Raw genomic sequence first — 26,374 nt, forward strand, 5'->3', positions numbered from 1 at the left:
AGGAATTACCGATGAGCAAAGTATTGGTTCTTAAATCCAGCATTCTGGCGACCTACTCTCAGTCTAACCAACTGGCTGATTTCTTCGTTGAGCAATGGGGCAACACCCACGGCGACGATACCATTACCGTGCGCGATTTGGCCGCACAGCCCATTCCGGTGCTGGACGGTGAGCTGGTTGGCGCGCTGCGCCCTTCCGATGCGCCGCTGACGCCGCGCCAGAAAGAAGCGCTGGCGCTGTCCGACGAGCTGATCGCCGAACTGCAGGCCAATGACATCATCGTTATGGCGGCGCCGATGTACAACTTCAACATCCCGACCCAGCTGAAAAACTATTTCGACCTGATCGCCCGCGCCGGCGTGACCTTCCGCTATACCGAAAATGGCCCGGAAGGCCTGGTGAAAGGCAAACGCGCCATCATCCTGACCAGCCGCGGCGGCATCCATAAAGGCACCGCAACCGACCTGGTTGAACCTTACCTGCGTCTGTTCCTGGGCTTTATCGGCATCACCGACGTGGAGTTCGTGTTTGCTGAAGGTATCGCCTACGGCCCGGACGTGGCGACCAAAGCGCAGGAAGACGCCAAAGCGTTGCTGGCCCAGGTCGTTACCGCCTGATGCCGTGCAGGGGCGCGCAGCCCCTGCCACAGCATGGCCCCAGTCCTGTTAAACCTGTACTACCCTCATAATAATCCAATGTCTGTATATGCTTGCGCGCCTTATGGCGCGCTTTTTTATTTCTTCAGCCACTGGCCGTTGATGCCGCGCACGTACTCGCCGCTTGGCGCCCGCGTCACCAGCTTTTGCCCCGCCATGCGCGCCACTTCGTCGATGGCGATGTGGTTGCCGTCGGCCACTTCCTGATATTTCTCTGCGCGGCCGGCATTGATGCGTTTCACCAGCGCCAGCGTTTCCGCATCCTGCTTCACCGGTACGATATAGCCGCTCAGGGTTTCCCCTACCCGCCCTTGCTGCTTGGCTTCGTCCAGCGTCAGCGCCATCGCCAGGCCGCTGAAAAACCAGCTGGCGCCTATCAGCCACAAATAACGTTTTTTCATGTTGGCTCCTAGAACAGACCGCTTTGATTTTTCAGCAGATTTTCCACGTCCTTATCTACCTTGATATGGATTTCATGCTCGATTTTGACGTTCATATTGATGGTGATCGGATCTTTGGGCGTCGCCACCTCGATGCGCGGCACGCAGCCGCTCAGCAAAGAGGCGCTCAGCACTGCCGCCAGCACCGGCACGCTCAGGATTTTCATGGTTGTTCCCCAGGTTGTGAGAGGGCCTGCTCCAGCCACTCCTGTAAATTGTCGCCGAAGCGCAGACTGCGCCACAGCTGAAACACGTTTTCCTGATGGCTGTAGTTCAGGATCACTTCACGTTTGGCGTTTTTCTGCGGGTTGACCCCATCGATGCGCGCCCGCAGCGTCAGCTCGCCCAGGTTGTCGAGATCGACCCTGGCCTGCGAACGCTTGATTTCCATGTAGCGCAACCAATCGATCGCCGCGCCGGTTGCCAGGTTATTGCTGCCGATGGCGTCGGCCATGTCTTTGTCCAACCGCAGCGTCAGGGTGCCGGCGTTGGCTATCCAGCCATTGCGCACCAGCCATTGCGGGTGGTTCAGGTACAGCGGCAATTCGCCGTTTACCCGCCCCGACATGGCGAACTGCTTGGGCTTGAGCGCGGTAAACAGCGCGCTGAGATCCACCCTGTCCAGCTTGAGCACCGCGGCGTCGTGCTGCGGCAGCCGCAGCGCCGACAGGCTGATGTGGCCGTTCAGAGCGTCTACGCCAACGTTGCTCAGCGTCAGGGGTTGTCGCTCGCTGTAAGGATAGGTGCCCTGCAGATCGGCGGTGATATTCTGCATTTCAAACAGGTTGCTGAAGGATTTGATGCGCAGCGTCGTCGGGCGCTTGGCGCCCAGTTGCCACAGATGATCCTTCAGCCGATAGGGCAGAACGAAATCCAGGCCGCTCATTTCGCCGTCTTGCAGCCACATGCCGCCGTTCTTTACCACCCAGTGCCCGCCGGCCTCAAACCCCTGCGTGCGTGCGGCGGAAAACGCCGACTGCGCATAGAACTCGCCATCGCGCAGCGTGATCTTCAGATCCGGCGAGATCAGCGGTTGGAAAACCTTCAGCGACTGCTTCGGCCACCAGGCCTCACCGCGCAGGCGATCGCCGTCCCAACGGCCGCGCAAGGCGATAGGCCCAATCTGTTCGGCCTGCAGTTTGCCCTGCAGTTGGACGCTGTCCGGCGCGCTGCCCTTGAGCTGCAGCGCCAATACCGGGGCAGGCAAATGCCCGCCGCCGCTGAAGCTGACCTTGCCCGAGGCCAGCTGCAGTTCGCCGTTGAACGCCGGGTTTTGCGCATCGCGCTGCCAGCGCAGCGGCTGGCTGAGGCTGAGACGCGGCGCATCGACGGTCACCATGCCGTACTTCAATTTATCGAAACCGGTGGAAAGCCTGTCGAGCACCAGCGTGCTGTCCTGCCAGCGGCCGCTGCCGGCGACGTCCCAAACGGCTTGCAGCGGCGGCAGCCGGCCATTGCCCCAGTAGCGCCACTGCCAGTCGCCGTGATCCGGCCAAAAATCCTGCGCTTTGCCGTCCAGATGCAGCCTGAAGCGGCCCCAGTAGCTGTCGCTGGCGTTGACGATCGCCTGCAAACGGCCGGTGATGCCGTTGGCGGTCACCTTGACCCCGGCCAGCGGCAGGCGCGCCTCCTCCAGTTTTATTTCAGGCGCCGGGCTGCCCCACAGGCGCAGCAGCGATCCCGGCTGCAGCACCAACGTCGGGTTCAGCACGCTGCCGCCAAGGATACCGGGGATAGAAGCGGTCAGGGAGAAATCGGCCAGGTTGGCCTGCCCGGTCAGTTGAAAACGCAGATCGCTGTCGGTCAAGCCAATCTTGCCCGGCCCCAACGTGAGCACGGCGTTGCCTTTACCGTTGTGGCCGGCGGTAATTACGTTGAGGCGAGCGCTGACCTGCGTTTCATCAAACCCTTTGCTCCAGTCGTGCAACGCGATGCTCAGGCCGCCGGCCAGCGGCTGTTGGCTATAAGGCCAGCGCCACTCGCCCTGATTGATGCTGAGCTGCTGCGCGGTGGCAGCCCAGGGCAAGGTGGCCAGCGGTTTGTCGTCGCCCTTCTCGGTTAACGTCAGCACGCCCTGCCGCTGCTGCCAGCGCATATCCAACAGCAACGGTTTCTCCAGATAGCCGGTCTGCATTTCGCCCTGCAGCGCGCCCTGCGTCGGCACGCTGTCCATATCCAGCGGGATGGCGATTTTACCGGCCAGATGCAGGGGTTGCGCGCTGTTCGGCGGAATGATGGTCAGACGGGTTAACGTCAGCTGCTGCCGGGGATCCAACTGCGCCTCGGCGCTGAGATTTGGCCCCTGGTAATGCAGATGCTGCCCCTCTGCGCGGGAGGTCAGCTGCAATTTGCCGGCATAGCGCTGCCAGGGGATCAGGGTGAGATCGTTGACGGTCAGATCCAGCTGCGGCAGCTGCTTTTGCAGTTGATCGAGCGCCAGCGGGGGGCTGCCGGCATCGCCGGGCGGCAATTTGGCCAAGCAGGCGGTATCGATGCCGATTTTGTCGCTGACCGCCTGCCACCGCCCCTGTCGATAAGACAGACGCGTCGGCCCCAGGCTGGCCAGCAGGCAATCTTGCGCCTTGAAGCGGGCGCCGTCCAATCGTAATGCGCCCTCGCGCCAATAGGGCCTGCCCTGCAATTCCAGCCGGCTGCCCTGCGGCAGCCAGTGCGACAACACATGCGGCAGCCAGCGCGGCAAGGTTTGCCACAGCGCCGCCAGCAAGATTACGCCACCCGCCACTATCCCTATGGATACGCCCAATCGCTTAGTCATTAAATGATTGCTTATTCCTGAGTTAGGCAACAAGGTAAGTCTATGCCTGAATGGCTAAATGATGGCATGAATTTAACATAGGGTGAAGCCGGACAAAGCCAGGAAGCACGGGTTGTAGAGTTTAGTTACATATTCAACACACAAATAAGACATATTTAGGACTTTTGTTATTGTTGTTGCATTTGATGATTAATAGTCTGGCAACCATTCTTATAAAAGTCAGCTGCTAGCTAACTATGTACTAGAGAAGCCATTCCCCACACCCCCGTGGGGATTTTTTTGGTTCACAGGCTCAGCCCCATCGCCCCCTCCCTGACAGGCTTCCTGTTCCCCCTGCTTGTCGATCAAATACGCCGCCCAGGATCCGCGGCCGGCGCACCGTGGAACCGTGCTAACCAATTGTAGAATTTACCAAAATCTGTTAAATTGATCGCAAAATCACGGTGGAGAAACCACGATGAAATTGGCGATATACAGTACCAAACAGTATGACCGTAAATATCTCGAGCTGGTGAATCAGCAGTTTGGTTATGAGCTGGAGTTTTTCGATTTCATGCTCAGCAAAAAGACCGCCAAAACTGCGGCCGGCTGCAAGGCGGTATGCATTTTCGTCAATGACGACGGTAGCCGTGAAGTGCTTGAAGAGCTGGCGGCAGTGGGCGTGGAGATCCTGGCCCTGCGCTGCGCCGGCTTCAACAATGTGGATCTCGATGCCGCCAAGCGGCTGGGCATCAAGGTGGTGCGCGTGCCGGCCTATTCTCCGGAAGCCGTCGCCGAACATGCGGTGGGCATGATGATGTGCCTGAACCGCCGCATCCACCGTGCCTACCAGCGCACCCGCGACGCCAACTTCTCGCTGGAAGGGCTGATCGGTTTCAATATGCACAACCGCACCGCCGGGGTGATCGGCACCGGTAAAATCGGCGTGGCGACCCTGCGTATCCTGAAAGGCTTCGGCATGAAGCTGCTGGCCTACGATCCCTACCCAAGCGACCAGGCTTTGGCGCTGGGCGCCGAATATGTCGATCTTAAAACGCTGTATGCGCAGTCTGACGTGATTACCCTGCACTGCCCGCTGACGCCGGAGAATCACCACCTGCTGAATGCCGACGCCTTTGCGATGATGAAAGACGGCGTGATGGTGATCAACACCAGCCGCGGCGCGCTGATCGACTCCACCGCCGCCATCGACGCGCTGAAGCAGCAGAAAATCGGTTCGCTGGGCATGGACGTGTATGAAAATGAACGCGATCTGTTCTTCGAGGACAAATCCAACGACGTGATCCAGGATGACGTGTTCCGCCGGCTGTCGGCCTGCCACAACGTGCTGTTTACCGGCCACCAGGCCTTCCTGACCGAGGAAGCCTTGACCAGCATTTCACAGACCACGCTGCACAATATCAATCAACTGGACCGCGGCGAGCACTGCCCTAACCAGCTGGACGCCTGATAGCCTGGGGGCAGTTCAAGCCTGCGCCCTTTTCACGGAGAGATACAGATGAAGAACTATGCGCCGCTGGCGTTGGCGGCAATGTTATTGGCGGGGTGCGGCATGAATCAGCCAGACAATGCGGTGAGTGAAAGCGATCTGTTGCATCATAATTATGTGCTGCACAGCGTGGACGGCGTTCCGATCGCGCCTGGGCCGGGCAACGCGCCCAATCTGGAGTTCGGCGAGAAAATGCACGTCTCGGGCGCCATGTGCAACCGCTTCTTCGGCCAGGGCCAGCTGACGAACGGGGTATTGAGGGTACAAAACCTGGCCTCTACCCGCATGCTGTGCGCCGATGCGCAGCGCAACCATTGGGATCAGGTCATTGGCCAGGTCTTGGAAAACGGCGCAAAGCTCAGCCTCAGCGCACAGCGGTTAACGCTGAGCGGCGGCGACCATACTCTGGTATATACTTTGCGCGACTGGGTGCAGTGATCCCGATTCACCGGGCCGGACAAGCGCCTGCCGGCGCCTTATCCGGCGTTGGCGCAGGCCCCCTGGCCTAACGTCCGCTCTTCGCACTGCTTGCCGTTCGACATCTGGCACATTCTGATCGCCTCGCCGTTCAGATTATGCGTAATGGTCGTGACGCCGCCAACGCCGGCGCAGCTGGCGCTGGTCTGCAACGTATTGATTCTGGCGCTGTTGCCCTGCTGGACCGGTTCGTCGTTTTTGCTGCTGCAGGCGGCCAAAAGCAACACGGCGCCGGCCAGCCACCATTTTGATGTTGTCATTACTCCACTCCTGAACCTACGCTGTGTAAAATCGCCATTGCCGATAACGCGCGTCACTCAGATGGACACGTTCAGTTATCCTTGATGTAAACCTGTTTAATCTAGCTTGATATATAAATAATGAAAATATACTCCAACAAATATTTGTCGTTTTTTTGCGCGCAACGAACATTTATTTTTGTTAGCGGATATTTGCCGCGAACGTTGCCCCGCTGGCGGAAGGCAACGGGCGTTGAAGATTGGCGGCGGAGCGGGGTTGAGGATTCGGTTGCGCGCAGAGGTGACGTGGTCACCTAAATGCCGATATTTGTGGCAACAGAGGCCGCACCGGGCGCTAATTCACCCAATGTGCGCTAAGCCCGCCCGGCGCATTTTTTGCTACCGGAAGCGCTTATATTAACGGCTATGCTGTAACCGCTAAGTAATTAGCATTCCACTATTTTCAGTGAATGATGGCTGAATTCTTCAACCGGCGCGGCATAATGTCGCGCCGGTATTTTTCACATTAAAATAACAATCAGTGCACCGACGCTTTCGACAGTAAATTAATCACCAGCACCCCGGCGATAATTAATCCCATACCGACGACCGCCGGCCAGTCCAGTTTTTGTTGATAGACAAATACCGCGGCGATCGACACCAAAACAATGCCCATACCGGACCAGATAGCATAAACAATGCCCAGCGGCAGGGTTTTGACCACCATCGACAGGCCCCAGAAAGCCACGCCGTAACCGGCGACCACCAGCAACGACGGCCACAGGCGGGTAAAGCCTTCGGAGGCTTTCAACATGGTGGTGGCGATCACTTCCGCCACTATCGCCATCGTCAAATACATAAATGCGCTCATGGTTTTTCTTCTCCAGGTTCAGCTGCCGGCATTATGCCGCGCAAGAAATAAATTGTCGTTAAACAACGATGACAATGCGCCGTTTTCTTTGCGCAAATAATAACGGGGAATATCACACGCCGTCATTTTGTCGATTTATCAGCCGCCACACAAACGCGATAAAGAGCCGATATGGCCCTCTGCTAGACTTTTGTTAATTACTGCGAAAGGTAACTTTCGCAGATTTTTGAGCAATGAAAGGTACAGTCGATGATTACTACAGATGGTAATAACGCAGTCGCTTCCGTGGCCTACCGCACCAGCGAAGTGATTGCCATCTACCCTATAACGCCCAGTTCCACCATGGCGGAACAGGCGGACGCCTGGTCTGGCGACGGCAGCAAAAATATTTGGGGCGACGTGCCGCGGGTGGTGGAAATGCAGTCGGAAGGCGGCGCCATCGCCACCGTGCACGGCGCGTTGCAGACCGGCGCGCTGTCCACCTCGTTTACCTCATCGCAGGGCCTGCTGCTGATGATCCCGACGCTGTATAAACTGGCCGGGGAACTGACGCCGTTTGTATTGCACGTGGCCGCCCGCACCCTGGCCACCCACGCGCTGTCGATCTTCGGCGACCATTCGGACGTGATGGCGGTGCGCCAGACCGGCTGCGCCATGCTGTGCGCCAGCAACGTGCAGGAAGCGCAGGATTTTGCGCTGATCGCCCACACCGCCAGCCTCAACAGCCGCCTGCCGTTTATCCACTTCTTCGACGGCTTCCGCACCTCGCATGAAATCAATAAGATAGAGCCGTTAAGCGACGACGCGTTGCGCCAGATGCTGCCGCAATCGGCGATCGACGCGCACCGCAGCCGCGCGCTGTCGCCGGACCACCCGGTGGTGCGCGGCACCTCCGCCAACCCGGACACTTATTTCCAGTCGCGCGAGGCCACGAATCCCTGGTACGACGACGGCAGCCGGCACGTCATCGAGGCGATGGACAAGTTCGCCGAGATCGCCGGGCGCGCTTATCAACCCTTTGAATATTACGGCCACCCGCAGGCCGAACGCGTGGTGATCCTGATGGGGTCCGCCATCGGCACCTGCGAAGAAGTGATAGATACCCTGCTGACGCGCGGCGAGCAAGTCGGCGTGCTGAAGGTGCGGCTGTTTCGGCCGTTCTCCGCGCGCCACTTGCTTAGCGTACTGCCGGAAAGCGTGCGCAACGTCGCGGTGCTGGACCGCACCAAAGAGCCGGGCGCGCTGGCCGAACCGCTGTACCTGGACGTGATGACCGCGCTGGCGGAAGCCTACAGCCGCGGCGAACGCGCCACGCTGCCGAGAGTGATCGGCGGCCGCTACGGGCTGTCGTCGAAAGAGTTCGGCCCGGACTGCGCCCTGGCGGTCTTCCGCGAGCTGGCGCAGCCGCAGCCGCGCCCGCGTTTCACCGTCGGCATTTTTGACGATGTCACCGGCCTTTCGCTGCCGCTGAGCGAGGAAACCCTGCCGTCGCGCGCCTCGCTGGAGGCGCTGTTTTACGGTCTGGGCAGCGACGGTTCGGTCTCCGCCACCAAGAACAACATCAAGATTATCGGCAACAGCACCCCGCTGTATGCCCAGGGTTACTTCGTCTACGACTCGAAAAAGGCCGGCGGCCTGACGGTGTCGCATCTGCGCGTTAGCGAGCAGCCGATCAATTCAGCCTATCTGGTCAGCCACGCCGACTTCGTGGGCTGTCACCAGCTGCAATTTATCGATAAATACCAAATGGCAGAACGCCTGAAACCCGGCGGCATTTTCCTGCTCAACACCCCATACGGCGCCGAAGAAGCGTGGTCACGGCTGCCGCAGGAAGTGCAGGCGACGCTGCGCCAGCGCCAGGCGCGTTTCTATATTATCAACGCCGCCAAGCTGGCGCGCGAATGCCAGCTCGGCGCGCGCATCAACACCGTTATGCAGATGGCGTTTTTCCACCTGACGCAGATCCTGCCGGGCGATGTGGCGCTGCAGCAGTTGCGCGACGCCATCTCCCGCAGCTACAGCAGCAAAGGCCCGGAGATCGTCGAGCGCAATTGGCGGGCACTGGCCGCCACCTGCGATGCGCTGATCGCTATCCCGCTGCAGCCGGTTGACGCCGCCAGCCCAATGCGCCCGCCGGTGGTTGCCGACGCCGCGCCGGACTTCGTGAAAACAGTCACCGCCGCGATGCTGGCCGGGTTGGGCGACGCTCTGCCGGTTTCCGCTTTCCCGCCGGACGGCACCTGGCCGGTGGGCACTACCCAATGGGAAAAACGCAATATCGCCGAACAAATCCCGATCTGGCAGCCCGACCTGTGCACCCAATGCAACCACTGCGTCGCCGCCTGCCCGCACTCCGCCATTCGCGCCAAAGTGGTGCAGCCCGAGGCGATGGAGCATGCCCCGGCCTCGCTGCAGTCGCTGGAGGTGAAGGCGCGCGACATGCGCGGCCAAAAATACGTGCTGCAGGTGGCGCCGGAAGACTGCACCGGCTGCAACCTGTGCGTGGAAGTTTGCCCGGCCAAAGACCGCCAAAACCCGGAAATCAAGGCAATCAACATGGCGTCGCGCCTCGATAACCTGGAGGCGGAAAAAGCGCATTACGACTTCTTCCTGCAGCTGCCGGAGATCGATCCGGCGCAGATGGAACGCATCGATATCCGTACCTCACAGCTGATCACCCCGCTGTTCGAATATTCCGGCGCCTGCTCCGGCTGCGGGGAAACGCCGTACATCAAGCTGCTGACCCAGCTGTACGGCGACCGCTTGCTGATCGCCAACGCCACCGGCTGTTCGTCGATTTACGGCGGCAACCTGCCGACCACGCCTTACACCACCAATGCCGAAGGGCGCGGGCCGGCCTGGGCCAACTCGCTGTTCGAGGATAACGCCGAGTTCGGTTTGGGCTTCCGCCTGACGGTCGATCAGCACCGCGCCCGCGTGCTGCGTCTGCTGAACGCCCTGGCGCCGCAGCTACCGGAACAGCTGGTCACTGCGCTGCAGATGAGCGATATCGCGCCGGAGCCGCGCCGCAAACAGATTGCCGAACTGCGCGCCCTGCTGGCGCAGATAGAGGGCGACGACGCGCGCCAGCTGGCAACCGACGCCGATTACCTGGTGGATAAATCCATTTGGCTGATCGGCGGCGACGGCTGGGCCTATGACATTGGCTTTGGCGGGTTGGACCACGTGCTCAGCCTGACGGAAAACGTCAATGTGCTGGTGCTCGACACCCAGTGTTACTCCAACACCGGCGGCCAGCAGTCGAAGGCCACCCCGCTCGGCGCGGTCACCAAGTTCGGCGAGCACGGCAAGCGCAAGGCGCGCAAGGATTTGGGCGTCAGCATGATGATGTACGGCCACGTCTACGTCGCGCAGATCTCGCTGGGCGCGCAGCTCAACCAAACGGTGAAAGCGATTCAAGAGGCCGAAGCCTATCCGGGGCCGTCGCTGATTATCGCCTATAGCCCTTGTGAGGAACACGGCTACGATCTGGCGCTCAGCCACGACCAAATGAAACAGTTGACCGCCACCGGCTTCTGGCCGCTTTACCGCTTCGATCCGCGCCGCACCGCCGAGGGCAAGATTGCGCTGGCGCTGGATTCACGGCCGCCAAATAGCAGTCTGACCGAGACGCTGCTGAAAGAGCAGCGCTTCCGCCGGCTGAATTCACAGCAGCCGGAGGTGGCCGGCGAGTTGTATAAAGCCGCCGAACGGGAGCTGAAGGAGAAGTACGATTTCCTCAGCCTGCTGGCAGGCAAGGCGGAGAAGTCTTCCGCCGAGTAACCCCTCGGGGCGCGAGAAATTCGCGCCCCGCTTTTATATTTGCCGACGCAACCTTCGGCTATTGATCTTTTCAACCGCAGATGTCGGCGATACAGCGATAAAACGACTGGCATTCGGCCGCACAATCCGTACCATACAGGCCTCGCTTATGGTGCGTGGAGGCATGATGATGAATAATGATCAAATCAGCCTGTTGAATGTTAAACTTGCTATCTAAAACGCCATGCCCCCATAGTGCCCCCAATTGAGAATGAGCACGATTTAAATGTCAGAAAAGCAAACCGTTAGCCAAAAAGAGCAGTACAACCTGAATAAATTGCAAAAGCGCCTGCGCCGCAACGTGGGCGAGGCAATCGCCGATTTCAATATGATTGAAGAAGGCGACCGCATCATGGTTTGCCTGTCCGGCGGCAAAGACAGCTACACCATGCTGGAGATCCTGCGCAACCTGCAGCAGAGCGCGCCGGTGAACTTCTCGCTGGTGGCGGTGAACCTCGATCAGAAACAGCCGGGCTTCCCGGAGCATATCCTGCCCGCCTATCTGGAAAACCTGGGGGTGGAATACAAGATCGTCGAGGAAAACACCTACAGCATCGTCAAGGACAAAATCCCGGAAGGCAAAACCACCTGCTCCCTGTGTTCGCGCCTGCGCCGCGGCATTCTCTACCGCACCGCCACCGAACTGGGCGCCACCAAGATAGCCCTCGGCCACCACCGCGACGATATCCTGCAGACGCTGTTCCTGAACATGTTCTACGGCGGCAAACTGAAGGGCATGCCGCCAAAGCTGATGAGCGACGACGGCAAACACGTGGTGATCCGCCCGCTGGCCTACTGCCGCGAGAAAGACATCGAGCGTTTCTCGACGGCCAAAGCCTTCCCGATCATTCCATGCAACCTGTGCGGTTCGCAGCCTAACCTGCAGCGCCAGGTGATTGGCGACATGCTGCGCGACTGGGACAAACGCTATCCGGGGCGGCTGGAGACCATGTTCAGCGCGATGCAAAACGTGGTGCCTTCACACCTTAGCGACATCAACCTGTTCGATTTCAAAGGCATTCACCACGGCAGCGAAGTGGTGGACGGCGGCGATTTGGCGTTCGACCGCGAAGATATCCCAATGCAGCCGGTCGGCTGGCGGCCGGAAGATGCGGACGACGCCACGCCGGCGCCGGTGCGTTTGAACGTGCTCGAAATCAAGTAATTCCCCCCCACCGCCCGCAGCCCCGCGGGCGGTTCGCTTTCTCGCCCGCCAATATCGATCCTGCTCACAATTTGCGCATAATGTCCTGGGCGTTGCCGCTTCTGCGATATACTGTTTATTTGTACAGTTACGCGGAGATGACCTATGAACATTACCCCCTGCCTGTCGCACGTTTCGTTGGGAACCAACCATTTTGACGCCGCCGCTGCGTTTTACGATCGCACCCTGGCCGCTTTAGGCTGCCGCCGGGTGCTCGAACATCCCGGCGCCATCGGCTATGGCCGCGATTACCCGGAGTTTTGGCTGCAGCGGCCGATTGACGGCCAACCCGCATCGGTCGGCAACGGCGTGCACGTCGGTTTTTTCGCCACCAGCAAGCGGCAGGTCGATGAATTCCACCGCCAGGCGTTGCTGGCCGGCGCAACCGACGAAGGCGCGCCCGGCTCACGGCCGCACTATGGCGAAGCCTACTACGGCTGCTTTGTGCGTGATATAGACGGGCATAAGATTGAAGCCAGCTTCTGGGATGAAAGCGCGGCATGAGGAACGGCGGGCAAAAAAATGCCGGTGATTAAACCGGCATTGTACGAATCAAATGTGCTATGCAGTAATTCAAAAATAAGAAAGTAAGACAATTATGGAGCGCAACGCCCATCGCTTGACGTTGCATTCACCTGCGAGAGAGATCATGCCCCAATTCACCCGGCTAAATGTTGATATCGCTCAATGTTAACCGGGTTTTCCTTTTTTTTGGCTACAACCAGCGGCTGCGCCTCAGCCACCAGGCCACGCCGAGCACCAGCCCGGTCAGCATCAGGCAAAATGCGGCGAAGCCAAAGGGGTTGCCGCCGCCGGGGATGCCGCCGAGGTTGACCCCAAACAGCCCGGTCAAAAAGGTGGTGGGCAGGAACACCATCGCCAGCAGCGACATAGTATAGGTGCGGCGGTTCATGGCGTCGGCCATCACCGTGGTGATTTCGTCAGACAGAATGGCGGTGCGCGCGATGCTGCCGTCCAAATCGTCCAGGCCGCGGCCTAACCGATCGGCGATATCCTGCATGCGTCGGCGGTCGTCATCGTTCATCCACGGCAGGCGATCGCTGGCCAGGCGGGAGAACACGTCGCGCTGGGGCGCCATGTAGCGGCGCAGCACGATCAGCTGCTTGCGGATCAGCGCAAGCTGGCCGCGCTCGGGAATTTGCTGTTCCAGCAACGCGTCTTCCAGATCGATAATCTTGTCGTGCAGATCCTCGATAAATTCGCTGGTGTGATCGGTCAGCGCATCAGAGATCTCCACCAGCCAATTGCCGCTGTTGGTCGGGCCGCTGCCGTTTTGCAAATCGTTCACCACCTGATCGATGGAGTACACCTTGCGGTGGCGAGTAGAGACGATCAGTTTGTCGGTCATATAGACGCGGATCGTCACCAGCTGGTCCGGCCGGGAGTCAGCGTTGAAGTTGATGCTGCGCAAGGTGATCATGGTGCCGTCGCCCAGACGGCTGACGCGCGGACGCGAACTCTCGCCAGACAGCGCCTCGCGTACCGCATCCGGCAGCAGCGGCGTGCTGTTCAGCCAGGCGGCGCTGGCCGGGTGCGCATAATCCAGATGCAGCCAACAGGGTTCGTCGCAGGTAACCTTATCATCGTAATCAATGGGGGTTACGCCGCCCTTGCCGTCCAACTGATAAGCATATACCGCGTCGGGCACCTGTAACTCGTGCCCCTCTATGACTTCCATTCGCCATCCTCTTTATGTTTCTATCCCCTGAGTCTAGCGTTAATGCTTTGCGAATCAAAGATGACAGCTGTTTCAACATTCAAGCGCCGGTTATGCGCTAAGATGGAAGCATCTTCCTTTCGCTGGCCGTTCACGATGAGATTTCTGCCGTTTTGTTGCGCGCTGGCGCTTTGCCTGTTGCCGCCGCGCGCTGCGCAGGCCGCCGATAGCGCCCTGGCCGCTATCGCCGACGCTCACCAGGTTGCGCTGGGCCACGCGGCGGGAAACTTGTCTTATTTCGTTGCAAAATCCCCACCGCCACAGCCCGTTACGGCGCTGATTGTGCTGCACGGCCACCCCAGAGACGCCGGTAAAACGCTGGCCGCCGCCATTCAGGCGGCTCGGTTAGCGGGCGATGCCCCGAACACGCTGCTGGTCGCCCCGCTGTTTCAGGTGCCCGAAGCGCAATCCGCCCATTGCCGGTCGGCCGGCGTTCCCCCGCCGCAAAGCGGCGATGCGCTGTGGAGCTGCAGTTCCTGGATAGGCGGCGGCCTGGATAATCAAGGAAAAATCAGCGCCTTCGCCGCGCTGGATAGGCTGCTGGTTGCGCTTAAAAGACAGTGGCCGACACTGCAGACGGTAACCGTTGCCGGTTTCTCCGCCGGTGCGCAGTTCGTTCAGCACTATGTTGGCTTTGCTGCCCCGCCTGTCGGCTTGCGAGTGCGTTATCTGGTGGCCGATCCCGGCAGCTGGCTGTACTTCGATCGCCTGCGGCCCCAGCCGTTGCAACAAGGACGCCCCGCGAGCTGGCGCGCCTGCAACCGCGAAAGTGACTGCAGCTTCGCTTGGCAGGCGGCCGACACCGGCCAATGCCCGCAGGCCAACCGCTGGAAATACGGTCTGGACGCTATTCCCGCGTGGCTGAGGCGCAGCGGCGAACAGGCCCGCGCACGCTACGCCGCCGCCGATATCACCTATGCCGCAGGCGAGCGGGATACCGGCGAAGCGAGCGGCAGCTTCTACCCCATTCTCGACAAATCCTGCGCGGCGCAGCTGCAAGGCCCTTACCGGCTGCAACGTGCTCTGGCCTTCGTCGCTTACGACAGGCGTTTCGTTGCGCCACAGAAAAAACGCGCGGTGTTATTGGCGCCCGGTTGCGCGCACGACGTGTCCTGCGTTTTTCCGTCAGCCGGCGTGCGGCGCGCGCTATTTGCTATTGATGCAGACTAATAATAACGGCGATGAAATAAACGCCTGCCGGTAAATCAAACAATCTGCGAAATAAAGCGCTGGTAAATAATTTGTTATTATGCATTAACATAATCACGTGTTTTTAATTCAAAATTATAATAATAAATTAACCTAAAGCTGTTTCAGCGCAAATTTCAGGGGCATATACTTTCCTCACTACGAGGAGGTAGTTATGTTACGCGACCATTTAAAATTAAACGACAGCGATACGCTGGAGAAAATCCGCAGTATTCATTTGCAAAACCAGGGGCAGGAAGAAATCAGCGAGTTCGTGGTGAAAGACGCCGCCGGCAACCCGGTGGGCACAGTGTCGGTGCACGATCGTCTCAGCACCCGTCGCTCCTACCCAACCAGCTACCGCATCACCCAGACCGATATGACCGGCCGCGTGGTGGTAGACGCCATGCGAGATTGCCTATAACGCTAATTAAATAATAAATAATATAGCGGCCCTGGTTTTATTTGGCGGGGTTTATTGCGCAGTGAAAAATATAAGCCCCATTTCAACGGGGCTTATATGCATGCTGGATTAATGTTTGATGATATACATCGTCTGGCTGTAGGCCACGTCTTCCGGATTGGTGATCGGGTAGCCTTTGACCCACGGCTTAATCAGGCGGCCGTTGGTATACTGATAGATCGGCGCGATCGGCGCCTGCTCCGCAATAATCTGTTCCATTTTATTGTAATCGGCGGTCAGCGCCGCCGGGCTGGTTTCATGACCCGCCTGCTCCAGCAGCTTGTCATAACCCGCATCTTTGAACTTGGCGATGTTGCCGCTGTGGCTGGAGGTCAGCAGCGACAGGAAGGTTGAGGCTTCGTTATAGTCGCCAACCCAAGAGGCGCGCACCACGTCGAAATTGCCGGTGTTGCGGCTGTCGATGTAGGTTTTCCATTCCTGGTTCTGCAGCTTGACGTCAATCCCCAGTTTTTTCTTCCACATCGAAGCCACGGCGATGGCAATCTTCTGGTGACTTTCCGAGGTATTGTACAGCAGCGTCAGCTTCAGCGGGTTGTTCGGGCCATAGCCGGCCGCCTGCAGCAGCGCTTTGGCCTGCGCGTCCAGCTCTGCCTGCGACTGTTGCTGCAGCAAGCTTTGCTCCGGTTTAAAACCGGCTGTCACGTCCGGCGTGAAGTGGTACGCCGGTTTTTCGCCGGTGCCCAGCACTTTTTCAGCGATGATTTTGCGATCGATGGCGTAAGACAGCGCCTGGCGCACACGCACGTCATTGGTCGGCGCGCGCTGGGTGTTGAAGGCGTAGTAGTAGGTGCCGAGCTGATCCGGGGTATAAACCTGCCCTGGGATGTCCTTCAGCAGTTTTTGGTACATGTTTTTCGGGAACGACTCGGTGATATCGATATCCCCCGCCAGATAACGTTTGGTGGCGTTGGACTCTTGGTTGATCGGCACGAAAGTGACTTTGGTCAGCAAGGTATGGGCATGATCCCAATAGTGTTCGTTGGGCGTCAGCACCAGCTTTTCATTCACCACCCGATCCTGCAGCTTGAACGCGCCGTTACCCACGATATTGCCGACCTTGGTCCAGTCGTTGCCGAATTTCTCCACCACCGCTTTATTCACCGGGAACAGGCTGAAGTTAGCGGTCAGGCTGACGAAATAAGGTACCGGCTTATCCAATTGCACCTTCAGCGTATAATCATCCGGCGCCGACACGCCCAGTTTGTCGGCGGGCAGCTTGCCGCCGATGATCTGCTCGGCATTCTGAATGCCTGCCAGCTGCGCGAACCAGGCGAAAGGTGACAGATTTTTCGGCTCGACCAGCCGCTGCCAGCTGTAGACGAAGTCTTTTGCCGTCACCGGATCGCCATTCGACCAGCGCGCGTCTTTGCGCAGGTGGAAAATATAGGTTTGATTATCGGTGGTCTGCCATCGCGTGGCGACGCCGGGGATCGCTTTGCCGTTGGCGTCCTGGTTGACCAGCCCTTCGAACAGATCGCGCGCCAGCTGCGCTTCCGGCAGGCCGACCGCTTTGATCGGATCCAGCGACGCCGGTTCATCTTTAATATGTCGCACGATTTCCTGCTGCTCCGCCAGCGCGGTGCCCGGGGGAACCTGCGCCGCCATCGCGCTGCTTAAACACGCGCCAATCGCCGCCGCGCACAGAGCCAAACGAAAACCCCGTTTAATTTTTATTCCTGTCATCTTGCGTTATCCCCCGTTAACCATCTGAATTTTTTATCATATAGCACAAGATCTCTCTCACCTATAGCCGCTGGCCGACAAGATGCAAAAACTGAGGGCCAGGCGATAAAAAACCCGTGCGGGCGAGCCGGCACGGGTTTAATCGGCTTCAACGGCGATCAGTCGTACAGGTGAATGCTGTTGATGCGGTAGCTGAATTCTTCGCCTTCTTCCTCGTCGAAGATAGTGAAGAAGCCTTTTTCTTCCAGCGGTTTGGCATGGATGTCGGTCTTCTGCACCTGGCGCGAATCGGCGTCGTCATAACCGTAATCGAGGTAAAAGGCGCTTTTCTGATAATCGATGTGCAGGCTGAACGGATAGTTGGACTCATCGCCACGCCCGTCGTCATTTTTCACCACGCCGAACCATTCGCCCTGACGGATCTGGTTTTCGGCGTCTACGCCGCACAGCAGCGTGATGGTGTCTTTCTCATTTTCGCTATAGCTGGCAACTATTCTGGCTACTGGCATGTTAAATCCCCTTGCTGGTTATTGGGTTAGCTTCTGCCGATAGTATAACAACAGCGGCCCGCCCCGGGGGTTTTATTAGCCTGCTCGCGGCGAACGCTGCAGGTATCGCTCAAAGAGCGATCGATTGCGGTGGGAAAGATCGGGCAAAGCGTAATACACTGAATAAAATAACAATGACTCTCGACTTTTGAACCAGGGACAACAGCATGACTCTACATCGACAGCGCAGTGAACGCGGCCAATTGGCAGTTGCAGGAGAGAATTACGGCAGTTCGCTGCTGGGAGCGCCGCTGCTGTACTTCCCGGCGGCGGTCAGCGGGCCGGACGCCGGGCTGATCATCGCCGGCACCCATGGCGACGAAGGCGCCGCCATCGTCACCCTGTCGTGCGCGCTGCGCAGCATTGCGCCAAACCAGTTGCGCCACCACGTGGTGCTGGCGGTCAACCCCGACGGCTGCCAACTGGGGCTGCGCGCCAATGCCAACGGCGTCGATCTGAACCGCAATTTCCCGGCCGCCAACTGGCGCTCCGGCGATACGGTGTACCGCTGGAACAGCGCCGCGCCGGTGCGCGACGTGAAGCTGTCGACCGGCGGCCGCCCCGGCTCCGAGCCGGAAACCCAGGCGCTGTGCCATCTGATCCATCGGTTGAAACCGCGCTGGGTGGTGTCGTTTCACGAACCGCTGGCCTGTATCGAAGATCCCGCCAGTTCCCAACTTGGCGTCTGGTTGTCGCATAAATTCGCCCTGCCGCTGGTGACCAGCGTAGGCTATGAAACCCCCGGCTCCTTCGGCAGTTGGTGCGCCGATATTTCATTGCCGTGCATCACCGCCGAATTCCCGCCGATTTCCGCCGACGCCGCCAGCGAAAGCTACCTCGACGCCATGGTGGAACTGCTGACCTACCCGCAGTGATGCTAAGGGGCGAGATTGACTATCGCCCCACACTCAAACTCCAGCCCCGGTTCGACGTCGTTCGCCAGCCAGGTAGGCCCGTCCAGATCGACAAAACGTGCGCCCGGGGCCAGCGGCAGCGCCGCGGCGATCGCCCTTGACGTGCACAGCATGCAGCCCAGCATGATGGCGAACCCCTGCTCGCGCGCCAGCGCAGCCAGCGCCAGCCCTTCGGTCAGGCCGCCGGTTTTGTCCAGCTTGATATTGACCATCTGATAACGCCCGGCCAAGCGCGGCAGATCCGCACGGGTATGGCAGCTTTCATCGGCGCAGATCGGCAACGGATGAATGAAGTTCTCCAGCGCGGCGTCTTCACCGGCCGGCAGCGGCTGTTCCAGCATCGCCACCCCCAGATCCGCCAGCAGTTGGCAGCGCGAGGCCAACCCTTCCACCTGCCAGGACTCGTTGGCGTCGACGATTAACGTCGCCTGCGGCACCGCCGCGCGGATCGCCACCAGCCGCTCGCTAATCAGATGATCGTCGAGTTTGATCTTCAGCAGCGTCGCCCCCTGCCGTTCCAGCTCGCGCGCGGCGAAGGCCATCGCCTCCGGCGCGCCGATGCTGAGAGTTTGCGCCATGCGGATCTGCGGCGGCGCTGCCACCCCGCTGCGCTGCCACAGGCTTTGGCCGTTCAGGCGGCATTCCAGATCCCACAGCGCGGAGTCCAGCGCGTTGCGCGCCGCGCCGGCCGGCATCAGGCCCAGCAGCTGTTCGCGGCCGGCGCCCCGTTCGATGGCCGGCGCCGCTTCCGCCAGCTGCGCCATCACCGAAGCCTCGCTCTCACCGTAGCGCGGGTACGGCGTGCATTCCCCAACGCCGCGCACGCCCTGTTGCTCGATTTCGACCACCACGACCCGGGCTTCGGTACGGCTGCCGCGGGAAATGACGAAAGCGGTGTGCAGCGGCCAGGCTTCCGGGTAAAAACGCATGCTTCTCATAACGGCTCCTGAGGGTAAATGGCGCATAAAGTCAGGCTGATGCGCGGGCGAGTTTTTGGACAGTCTCCAATATATACAACTATTTAGCAAAGTTTGTATATCCAACCCGCAATTGTTGACATAAACTGGCGAAGATTTTGGCCTAGGGTGCGAACCTAATGCCAAACGCGGCCGAAGCGGCCGTTTTATTAGGCTCATATCCTTTGTATAAACACCTGTAAAAGGAATCTAGCAATGACTCAGACCGTACATTTTCAAGGCAACCCGGTCGGCGTAGCCGGCAAACTGCCACAGCAGGGCGAGCAAGCCAAAGCCTTCTCTCTGGTTGCCAAAGACCTGTCAGACGTAGCGCTGAGCAGCTTCGCGGGTAAACGCAAAGTCCTGAACATTTTCCCAAGCATCGATACCGGCGTTTGCGCGACGTCGGTGCGCAAATTCAACCAGTTGGCCAGCGGCCTGGATAACACCGTGGTGCTGTGCATCTCCGCCGACCTGCCGTTCGCCCAGTCCCGCTTCTGCGGCGCGGAAGGCCTGAGCAACGTGGTTACCCTGTCCACCCTGCGTGGCGCAGAGTTCAAACAGGCCTACGGCGTTGAAATCGCCGAAGGCCCGCTGGCGGGTCTGACCGCGCGCGCCGTCGTGGTGCTGGATGGCCAGGACAACGTGCTGTACAGCGAGCTGGTGAATGAGATCACCACCGAGCCGGACTACGATGCGGCGCTGGCGGCGTTGAAATAAAAAAGGCCCGGCGCAAGCCAGGCCCCTGTGAGTCAAGAGGCGCCGCAAGGCGCCTTTTTTATTCCTCGCCTTCGCCGGTAGCCTTGCGGCTGCTGAGCCCATACTCACGCAGCTTGTTGGCGATGGCGGTGTGCGACACGCCCAGCCGCTTCGCCAGTTTGCGCGTGCTTGGATAGGTGCGGTACAAGCGGGTGAGCACCGAGCGTTCGAAACGCTTGCTGATGTCGTCCAGAGAGCCGTCCAGCACTTCGTCGCCCATCGCCATTTCCACTTCGAACTCCGGCAGCACGATGTCCTGCGGGCGCAGCTCGTAACCTTCGGTTTGGGTCAGCGCGCGGTAGATAGCGTTCTTCAGCTGGCGCACGTTGCCCGGCCAGCCGTATTTGCTGAGGAAGCCGCCCAGATCGTTCGACAGCTTGGGCCGCGCCACGCCCTGCTCGTCGGCGAAGCGCGCCACGAACAGTTCGGTCAGCGGCATGATGTCCTGCGGACGATCGCGCAGCGGCGGAATGCTGATGGTCAACACATTGAGGCGGTAGTAAAGATCCTCACGGAACTCGCCGCGCTGCACCAGCTCGGTCAGATTTTTCTGCGTGGCGCAGATCACCCGCACATCGACGTGCACCTCATGCTCCTCACCCACGCGGCGGAATGTGCCATCGTTGAGGAAACGCAGCAGTTTGGTCTGCATGCGCGGCGACATTTCGCCGATTTCATCCAGCAGCACCGAGCCGCCGTTGGCCTGCTCGAAGAAGCCCTTTTTGCCTTCGAGCGCGTTGGGGTAAGCCCCCGGCGCATGGCCGAACAGCTCGCTTTCTACCACGTCATCCGGCAGCGCGGCGCAGTTCAGCGCCAAAAACGGCTGTTTGCCGCGCGGGCTGCGCAGGTGGCAGGCGCGCGCCAGAATATCCTTGCCGGTGCCGGTGTCGCCCACGATCAGCAGCGGCGCGTCGAGCATCGCCAGCTTGCGCGCCTGTTCCAGTACGTGGCGCATCTTGGCGCTGGCGGCGACGATATGATCGAATTCGGTGTCATCGTTAACCGACAGATTCTGCAGCTGGCGGCCCATGCGCGCGGTCGATTTCAGCATTACCACCGCACCTACCGCGGCGTTTTGCTGATTCTCGTTCTCCAGATAAATCGGCGTGATGTCCATCAGGAAATCCTGGCTGCGGATCACCACCCGTTCGGAATGCGGTGCGGTGTGTTCGCTCTCCAGCCAGCGGCTGAAGTTGTAGCCGCCGATCAGCGCGCCGGCGGTCTGGTTGCGGATCTTGTCCTCGCTCAGGCTGAACAGCGCCTGGGCCGCCGGGTTAGCCAGTTCCACCTTGCCTTTCATGTCGATCGAAAATACCGGTTCCGGCATCGACTCCAGCAGTGCGCGCAGCGCGCGATGTTCGCGTTCGGAGGGCATGAAGTTGACGGTGCGCACGTCGGTCACCCCGGCGATGCGGCGGATTTCCGCCATCAGCGCGCGGAAGGTGTCGAAATCGAGCTGGGAGAAATTGAGGTAAATGCGACCGATGGGATCGATTTCGATGCCACGTAAATCAATGCTGCGCGATACCAAAAGATCGAGTAATTCTCGAGTGAGACCGAGCCGGTCTTCGCAAAATACTTCCAAACGCATCAGTATTGGCCTTATCTCTGCAGGTGCGGGGATGACTGGCGATGATGATACTCCCTCCCTTCCACGGGTAGAAGCAATCTGTCAGCAAAAGTTGACAGAACTCTGATTTATTGGCGTTGTTGTCGATTTTAAACGCAAGTGAATAACACCATCGGCGTCATTTTAGGTTATTCACAGAGAGTTATCATAACCAGAATTAATTTTGCAGATAATTATAATGCTTTTACAGGAAGATCGACTGTCGTCAAGCAGCGGTTACGAATGCGGTTGATTGGCGGCGCCCGGCCAGGCGCCGCCTGCGGATTACCTGGCCTTGTCGTCGCTCTTTTTCAGCGTCTCTTTCAGTTGGCCAACCAGTTGGCTGCGGAAATCGCCGAGCTTCGGCTTTTCCCCCTCCAGCCACGGCAGCGGGCGGCACAGCTCCATCGCCTTGATGCCCAGCCGGGCGGTCAGCAAGCCGGCGCCGATGCCCTGCGCCGCGCGCGCAGAGAGCCGCGCCGCCAGATCCTGCGACATCCAGTCCATACCCACCTCGCGCACCAGTTCTGAGGCGCCGGCGAAGGCGATGTTCAGCAGCACCAGCCGGAACAGCCGAATACGGCTGAAGTAACCCAGCTCAATGCCGTACAGCGCCGCAATGCGGTTGATCAGCCGAATGTTGCGCCAGGCGATAAACGCCATGTCCACCAGCGCCAGCGGGCTGACGGCGATCATTAGCGTCGACTCGGCGGCGGAACGGCTGATTTCGCGGCGCGCCTGATTGTCCAGCACCGGTTGCACCAGCTTGGCGTACAGCTCCACCACCTCACGATCGTTCTGGGTTTCATGCAGCGAAGCCTGCCAGCGCTGCAGCGCCGGGTGCCCCTGATCCAAACCGGCCTGGCGCGCCAGCTTCTCGCAAAACTCACGCCCCTTGCCCAAACCGTGGCTGTGCAGCAGTTCGCGCGCCACGTCACGCTCCTCGGCCCGTTGCCGCAGGCGGTACAAGCGGCGCCATTCGGCCACCACCGATCCGACGCCGGCGAACACAATCAGCCCGCCGGCCACGCCGCCGCCCATGGCGATCCAGTCCTGCTGCACCCAGGCGCCATGCACCCACTGAACGCCCTGCGCCACCACGCTGACGCCGAACAGCGCCAGCCCGGCGGTGACCATCTTGCGCCACAGGCTGCGCTTGGGCTTCAGCGCCGCGTTGATGATGCCCTCTGCGCGGCCCTCTTCTTCTTCCTGCTGCAGCTCAGGCGCCGCCGGGTAAAAGCTCTCGGCCTGTTGCGGATCAAAGGCCACCCCGGCGCGCAGCACCGGCTCTTGCGGCGGCTGCAGCGGCTCTTCAAAATCGATACGCGGTTTTATCGGCTCGCTCATCGCAACTTGTCTCCCAGTAAAAACTCCATCACCGCGTCCAGACGGATATGCGGCAACGGGCTGTCCACGCTCATGGCGCGCGGACGAAATTCGTCAAAATGGAACCCCTGATTTTGCCAGAACGCCGGCCCAGGCAAACGCGCCGGCACTTCACCGGGGAACACCGTCAGCGGCGCGCCGTCACTCAGCCGGTTGCCCTTCAGCGCCGGCATGCGCTGGCCCTGGTGATCGACAATGCCGCTTTCGGTGGCCTGCACCGAAGCCAACCCGACGCAGTCCATGCTGATGCCTTCAAACGCCGCGTTCTGCCAGGCCTCCTGCACCAGCTGCTGCAACAGCGACACCAGATTGGCGTGCTGATCGGCGGTAATGTGGTCGGCCTTGGTGGCGGCGAACATCAGCTTATCTATGGTGGGTGAAAATAGCCGGCGGAACAGCGTGCGCTTGCCGTAATGGAAGCTCTGCATCAGTTGGGTGAGCGCCAGGCGCATGTCGTTGAACGCCTGCGGCCCGCTGTTGAGCGGCTGCAGGCAATCGACCAGCACGATCTGCCGGTCGAAGCGAACGAAGTGTTCTTTATAAAAGTTTTTAACGATCGACTGGCAATAATAGTTAAAACGCGCGCGCAGCATGCCGATGTTGCTGTGCTTATCGGCCTGCGCCAGCTTAGATTCACCCTGGGCGTCGACGTTCGGCCACGGGAAGAACTGCAGCGCCGGCGCGCCGGCCAGATCGCCCGGCAGCACGAAGCGGCCAGGCTGAATGAAATGCAGCCCTTCGCTTTTACAGCGCAGCAGGTAATCGGTGTAGGCCTGGGCTATCGCCGCCAGCTTATTCTCGTCGGCCGGGGCCAGCGGATCGCAGCTTTTACACAGTTCCAGCCAGGGTTTGGCCCACTCGGCGCGGTCGCCCTGCAGCAGGCCGGCCATCTGGCGCGACCAGGCCAGGTAATCCTGCTCGAGCATCGGCAGATCCAACAGCCATTCGCCTGGGTAATCGACTATTTCGAGATACAGCGTGGATGTGTCTTTGAAATGCCGCAGCAAGGAGTCGTTGGAGCGATAGCGCAACGCCAGGCGGATCTCGCTGACGCCGCGCGTCGGGGTCGGCCAGCTCGGCGGGATGCCGTACAGCTGCGCCAACCCTTCATCGTAGGTGAAACGCTGAATGCCGAGGTCACGCTGCGGAATGCGTTTGACGCCCAGCAGGCGGTCTTCGCGCACCGGGGAAAACAGCGGCATGCGCGCCCCGCTGTGCACGTGCAGCAGTTGATTGACGAAGGCGGTGATAAAGGCGGTTTTGCCGCTGCGGCTCAGGCCGGTCACCGCCAGGCGCAGGTGGCGGTCCATTCCGCGGTTGACCAGCGAGGTTAACTCATTTTGCAGTCGTTTCATTATTCTCCTTGGCATAACGCCCAAATACCTTGTTCAGGCCTTTGCGGAACAGCGGTTCCAGCACCAGCGCCAGCACAAAGCGAATCGGTTTGCGGCCGACGGCCTTCAGCAACCAGCCGGCGGCACCCGCCGGGCCGTAATTCAGTAACGCTATGATGATGACTTTAGACAATGTCTTCAACATTGCACCCGCTCCTTGTTTAAATCCACCCGATTTGGCGGCGTTCACGGCATGAGTTTTGTTCATTAGCGATGCCCTCCGGCACAATAAGGTTTAATTCGACAGGATGATATAGCGAGCGCAATGCCCGGCCTGCGCCTGGCGCAGGCCATTGCATCGCAAGAAAGGTTACAGCTTGCGGAAACGGCTCTGCACGCCGAAGGTGTCGGAGGTCACATAGCGTTCGACCTGTCGCAGCTGCTGCTCGCCGCTGCCCAGTTCATACTCCAGCTGATCGAGCAGCTGGCGCGGCGTCTTTTGGTGTTCGCCGTCAAAACGGCTGGCCGGCGCTTCGTCCAGCACGAACACCAATGCGATATAGGCCACCAGCGTGAAGAAAAACAGGCCGAAGAACAGCGACAGCACCGCAATCACGCGGATCAACCGCACCGGCACGTCGAAATAATGGGCCAGGCCGGCGCAAACGCCTTTCACCATGCCTTCTTCAGGCACGCGATACAGCTTTTTACTGCCCAGAGTATTGCTCATCAAGACTGTCTCCAGTTCGGGTGTTCTGCGTCGAGGATCTCTTCCAGCGCCTGAATGCGTTCACGCATGCGGCGGGCATCTTCCGCCAGCTGGGCCAAACGCTGCATCTCCTGCTGGCTCAGCTGGATGCCGCTTTGTTGCCGATTGCTGTAATGCAGCCAAAGCCAAATCGGTGCGACAAACAACACAAAGATTGTCAACGGAATGGCAAGTAATAAAGCACTCATTTCTGTTCCTTCTTAGCGGGTCTTTGGTTGGCGGCCACCTTGGCCGTGGCCGCCGTCAGCTTACTCGGAGCGGTTCATTTTAGCCTTCAGCGCCGCCAGCTGCTCGCTGATGGCGTCGTCGGCTTTCAGCTCGGCAAACTCTTGATCCAGAGACTTCTTTTTACCGATGCTGATGCTTTCCGCCTCGGCTTCCATATGGTCAATCCGGCGTTCGAACTGCTCGAAACGCGCCATGGCTTCATCCAGCTTGCCGCTGTCGAGCTGGCGGCGCACCTCGCGGGAAGAAGAAGCCGCCTGATGACGCAGCGTCAACGCCTGCTGGCGCGCGCGGGTTTCGGTCAGCTTGTTTTCCAGCTCGCCGATTTCGCTTTTCATGCGGGCCAGCGTTTCTTCTACCGTAGACACTTCCTGCGTTAAGGTAGCGATCAGATCGGCCACCTTTTGCTTTTCGATCAGCGCCGCACGGGCCAGGTCTTCTTTATCCTTGCGCAACGCCAGCTCGGCTTTGTCCTGCCAGTCGTTCAGCTGGTTTTCACCCTGCTCGATGCGACGCAGCAGCTGTTTTTTCTCAGCCAGCGCGCGCGCCGAGGTGGAGCGCACTTCAACCAGCGTGTCTTCCATTTCCTGAATCATCAAGCGCACCAGCTTCTGCGGATCTTCTGCCTTATCCAGCAGGGTGTTGATGTTGGCGTTCACGATGTCGGCAAAACGAGAAAAAATACCCATAATTCACTTCCTCTTGGTTCTGATGGCGTCTGAAGCGCCGCGTTAAGGTGTACAGCTTGCCCAAAGATATAATCAAAACCCGTGCCAACTTTTATGTTGTTGAATATTAATGATTATT

26 protein-coding genes are annotated in these 26,374 nt (G+C 59.5%); 10 read left to right on the forward strand and 16 right to left on the reverse strand.

Annotated features, from left to right (window positions below; genetic code table 11):
• The first annotated feature begins 11 nt into the window (after window positions 1–11).
• A complete protein-coding gene (locus KHA73_RS12825; protein WP_234584703.1) occupies window positions 12–617 on the forward strand; it encodes an FMN-dependent NADH-azoreductase in 606 nt (201 codons plus the stop codon).
• A gap of 116 nt (window positions 618–733) precedes the next feature.
• On the opposite strand, the gene KHA73_RS12830 is transcribed toward KHA73_RS12825, so the two are convergent.
• Genes KHA73_RS12830 through KHA73_RS12840 form a run of 3 tightly spaced genes read right to left on the reverse strand, consistent with a single transcriptional unit; the run spans window position 734 to window position 3,872 of the window.
• Window positions 734–1,057, reverse strand: coding sequence for a YdbL family protein (locus tag KHA73_RS12830; protein ID WP_234584704.1), 324 nt, complete (start codon window positions 1,055–1,057; stop codon window positions 734–736).
• Between the two features lie 8 nt (window positions 1,058–1,065).
• On the reverse strand, window positions 1,066–1,263 hold the full coding sequence (locus KHA73_RS12835) for a YnbE family lipoprotein (protein WP_234584705.1): 198 nt from the start codon (window positions 1,261–1,263) through the stop codon (window positions 1,066–1,068).
• Window positions 1,260–3,872 carry a YdbH family protein gene (locus KHA73_RS12840; RefSeq protein ID WP_234584706.1) on the reverse strand — a complete coding sequence of 871 codons (2,613 nt, stop codon included), beginning with the start codon at window positions 3,870–3,872 and terminating at the stop codon, window positions 1,260–1,262. The genes KHA73_RS12835 and KHA73_RS12840 overlap by 4 nt, the downstream gene beginning before the upstream one ends.
• A gap of 457 nt (window positions 3,873–4,329) precedes the next feature.
• On the opposite strand from KHA73_RS12840, the gene KHA73_RS12845 reads away from it, so the two are divergent.
• The gene (locus KHA73_RS12845; protein WP_234584707.1) at window positions 4,330–5,322 is read left to right on the forward strand and encodes a 2-hydroxyacid dehydrogenase; all 993 of its coding nucleotides are present in this window, start codon (window positions 4,330–4,332) and stop codon (window positions 5,320–5,322) included.
• A gap of 48 nt (window positions 5,323–5,370) precedes the next feature.
• On the forward strand, window positions 5,371–5,799 hold the full coding sequence (gene hslJ / locus KHA73_RS12850) for a heat shock protein HslJ (protein ID WP_234584708.1): 429 nt from the start codon (window positions 5,371–5,373) through the stop codon (window positions 5,797–5,799).
• A gap of 38 nt (window positions 5,800–5,837) precedes the next feature.
• Here hslJ and KHA73_RS12855 read toward each other — a convergent pair whose 3' ends face one another.
• Window positions 5,838–6,098, reverse strand: coding sequence for a DUF333 domain-containing protein (locus KHA73_RS12855; RefSeq protein ID WP_234584709.1), 261 nt, complete (start codon window positions 6,096–6,098; stop codon window positions 5,838–5,840).
• A gap of 517 nt (window positions 6,099–6,615) precedes the next feature.
• Complete coding sequence (gene ssmE / locus KHA73_RS12860) at window positions 6,616–6,948, reverse strand: multidrug efflux SMR transporter SsmE (protein ID WP_234584710.1); 333 nt, start codon at window positions 6,946–6,948, stop codon at window positions 6,616–6,618.
• Window positions 6,949–7,197: 249 nt separating this feature from the next.
• Here ssmE and nifJ point away from each other — a divergent pair, with 249 nt between their 5' ends.
• The 3 genes from nifJ (at window position 7,198) to KHA73_RS12875 (ending at window position 12,478) form a co-directional block, all read left to right on the forward strand.
• Window positions 7,198–10,731 carry a pyruvate:ferredoxin (flavodoxin) oxidoreductase gene (nifJ, locus tag KHA73_RS12865; protein ID WP_234584711.1) on the forward strand — a complete coding sequence of 1,178 codons (3,534 nt, stop codon included), beginning with the start codon at window positions 7,198–7,200 and terminating at the stop codon, window positions 10,729–10,731.
• 265 nt (window positions 10,732–10,996) lie between these two features.
• Window positions 10,997–11,935 carry a tRNA 2-thiocytidine(32) synthetase TtcA gene (gene ttcA / locus KHA73_RS12870; protein ID WP_234584713.1) on the forward strand — a complete coding sequence of 313 codons (939 nt, stop codon included), beginning with the start codon at window positions 10,997–10,999 and terminating at the stop codon, window positions 11,933–11,935.
• Window positions 11,936–12,079: 144 nt separating this feature from the next.
• Entirely contained in the window at window positions 12,080–12,478 is a 399-nt protein-coding gene (locus KHA73_RS12875) for a VOC family protein (protein ID WP_234584714.1), read from the forward strand.
• Window positions 12,479–12,689: 211 nt separating this feature from the next.
• On the opposite strand, the gene zntB is transcribed toward KHA73_RS12875, so the two are convergent.
• Entirely contained in the window at window positions 12,690–13,673 is a 984-nt protein-coding gene (gene zntB, locus KHA73_RS12880) for a zinc transporter ZntB (protein ID WP_234584715.1), read from the reverse strand.
• Between the two features lie 135 nt (window positions 13,674–13,808).
• Here zntB and KHA73_RS12885 point away from each other — a divergent pair, with 135 nt between their 5' ends.
• Both KHA73_RS12885 and KHA73_RS12890 read left to right on the forward strand, forming a co-directional pair.
• Complete coding sequence (locus tag KHA73_RS12885) at window positions 13,809–14,882, forward strand: hypothetical protein (protein ID WP_234584716.1); 1,074 nt, start codon at window positions 13,809–13,811, stop codon at window positions 14,880–14,882.
• A 193-nt stretch (window positions 14,883–15,075) separates the two neighbouring features.
• Window positions 15,076–15,324 (forward strand): hypothetical protein, encoded by a 249-nt coding sequence (locus KHA73_RS12890; RefSeq protein ID WP_234584717.1) that lies wholly within the window; start codon window positions 15,076–15,078, stop codon window positions 15,322–15,324.
• Window positions 15,325–15,432: 108 nt separating this feature from the next.
• Here KHA73_RS12890 and KHA73_RS12895 read toward each other — a convergent pair whose 3' ends face one another.
• A complete protein-coding gene (locus tag KHA73_RS12895) occupies window positions 15,433–17,067 on the reverse strand; it encodes a peptide ABC transporter substrate-binding protein (protein ID WP_234584718.1) in 1,635 nt (544 codons plus the stop codon).
• 158 nt (window positions 17,068–17,225) lie between these two features.
• Window positions 17,226–17,576 (reverse strand): hypothetical protein, encoded by a 351-nt coding sequence (locus KHA73_RS12900; RefSeq protein WP_234584719.1) that lies wholly within the window; start codon window positions 17,574–17,576, stop codon window positions 17,226–17,228.
• A gap of 206 nt (window positions 17,577–17,782) precedes the next feature.
• On the opposite strand from KHA73_RS12900, the gene mpaA reads away from it, so the two are divergent.
• The gene (gene mpaA / locus KHA73_RS12905) at window positions 17,783–18,490 is read left to right on the forward strand and encodes a murein tripeptide amidase MpaA (RefSeq protein WP_234584720.1); all 708 of its coding nucleotides are present in this window, start codon (window positions 17,783–17,785) and stop codon (window positions 18,488–18,490) included.
• Window positions 18,491–18,492: 2 nt separating this feature from the next.
• Here mpaA and ycjG read toward each other — a convergent pair whose 3' ends face one another.
• Complete coding sequence (ycjG, locus tag KHA73_RS12910; protein WP_234584721.1) at window positions 18,493–19,467, reverse strand: L-Ala-D/L-Glu epimerase; 975 nt, start codon at window positions 19,465–19,467, stop codon at window positions 18,493–18,495.
• 234 nt (window positions 19,468–19,701) lie between these two features.
• On the opposite strand from ycjG, the gene tpx reads away from it, so the two are divergent.
• On the forward strand, window positions 19,702–20,205 hold the full coding sequence (gene tpx / locus KHA73_RS12915) for a thiol peroxidase (protein ID WP_019452663.1): 504 nt from the start codon (window positions 19,702–19,704) through the stop codon (window positions 20,203–20,205).
• A 58-nt stretch (window positions 20,206–20,263) separates the two neighbouring features.
• Here the strand turns inward: tpx and tyrR are convergent, their stop codons facing one another.
• The 7 genes from tyrR to pspA all read right to left on the reverse strand — a co-directional run bounded on the left by tyrR (window position 20,264) and on the right by pspA (window position 26,256).
• Window positions 20,264–21,835: a transcriptional regulator TyrR gene (gene tyrR / locus KHA73_RS12920; protein WP_234584722.1), complete on the reverse strand. Its 1,572-nt coding sequence runs from the start codon at window positions 21,833–21,835 to the stop codon at window positions 20,264–20,266.
• 303 nt (window positions 21,836–22,138) lie between these two features.
• A complete protein-coding gene (locus tag KHA73_RS12925) occupies window positions 22,139–23,200 on the reverse strand; it encodes a YcjF family protein (RefSeq protein WP_234584723.1) in 1,062 nt (353 codons plus the stop codon).
• Window positions 23,197–24,594 (reverse strand): YcjX family GTP-binding protein, encoded by a 1,398-nt coding sequence (locus KHA73_RS12930; RefSeq protein WP_234584725.1) that lies wholly within the window; start codon window positions 24,592–24,594, stop codon window positions 23,197–23,199. The genes KHA73_RS12925 and KHA73_RS12930 overlap by 4 nt, the downstream gene beginning before the upstream one ends.
• Window positions 24,575–24,841 carry a phage shock protein PspD gene (pspD, locus tag KHA73_RS12935; RefSeq protein WP_234584726.1) on the reverse strand — a complete coding sequence of 89 codons (267 nt, stop codon included), beginning with the start codon at window positions 24,839–24,841 and terminating at the stop codon, window positions 24,575–24,577. Before pspD ends, KHA73_RS12930 begins: the two co-directional genes overlap by 20 nt.
• Before the next feature lie 102 nt (window positions 24,842–24,943).
• Window positions 24,944–25,303, reverse strand: a complete 360-nt coding sequence (pspC, locus tag KHA73_RS12940) for an envelope stress response membrane protein PspC (RefSeq protein ID WP_234584727.1) — start codon at window positions 25,301–25,303, stop codon at window positions 24,944–24,946.
• Window positions 25,303–25,530 carry an envelope stress response membrane protein PspB gene (gene pspB, locus KHA73_RS12945; protein WP_234584728.1) on the reverse strand — a complete coding sequence of 76 codons (228 nt, stop codon included), beginning with the start codon at window positions 25,528–25,530 and terminating at the stop codon, window positions 25,303–25,305. The genes pspC and pspB overlap by 1 nt, the downstream gene beginning before the upstream one ends.
• A gap of 60 nt (window positions 25,531–25,590) precedes the next feature.
• Window positions 25,591–26,256, reverse strand: coding sequence for a phage shock protein PspA (pspA, locus tag KHA73_RS12950; protein WP_234584729.1), 666 nt, complete (start codon window positions 26,254–26,256; stop codon window positions 25,591–25,593).
• Window positions 26,257–26,374: the final 118 nt, after the last annotated feature.

The organism is Serratia entomophila, assembly GCF_021462285.1.
Taxonomy (GTDB): domain Bacteria; phylum Pseudomonadota; class Gammaproteobacteria; order Enterobacterales; family Enterobacteriaceae; genus Serratia; species Serratia entomophila.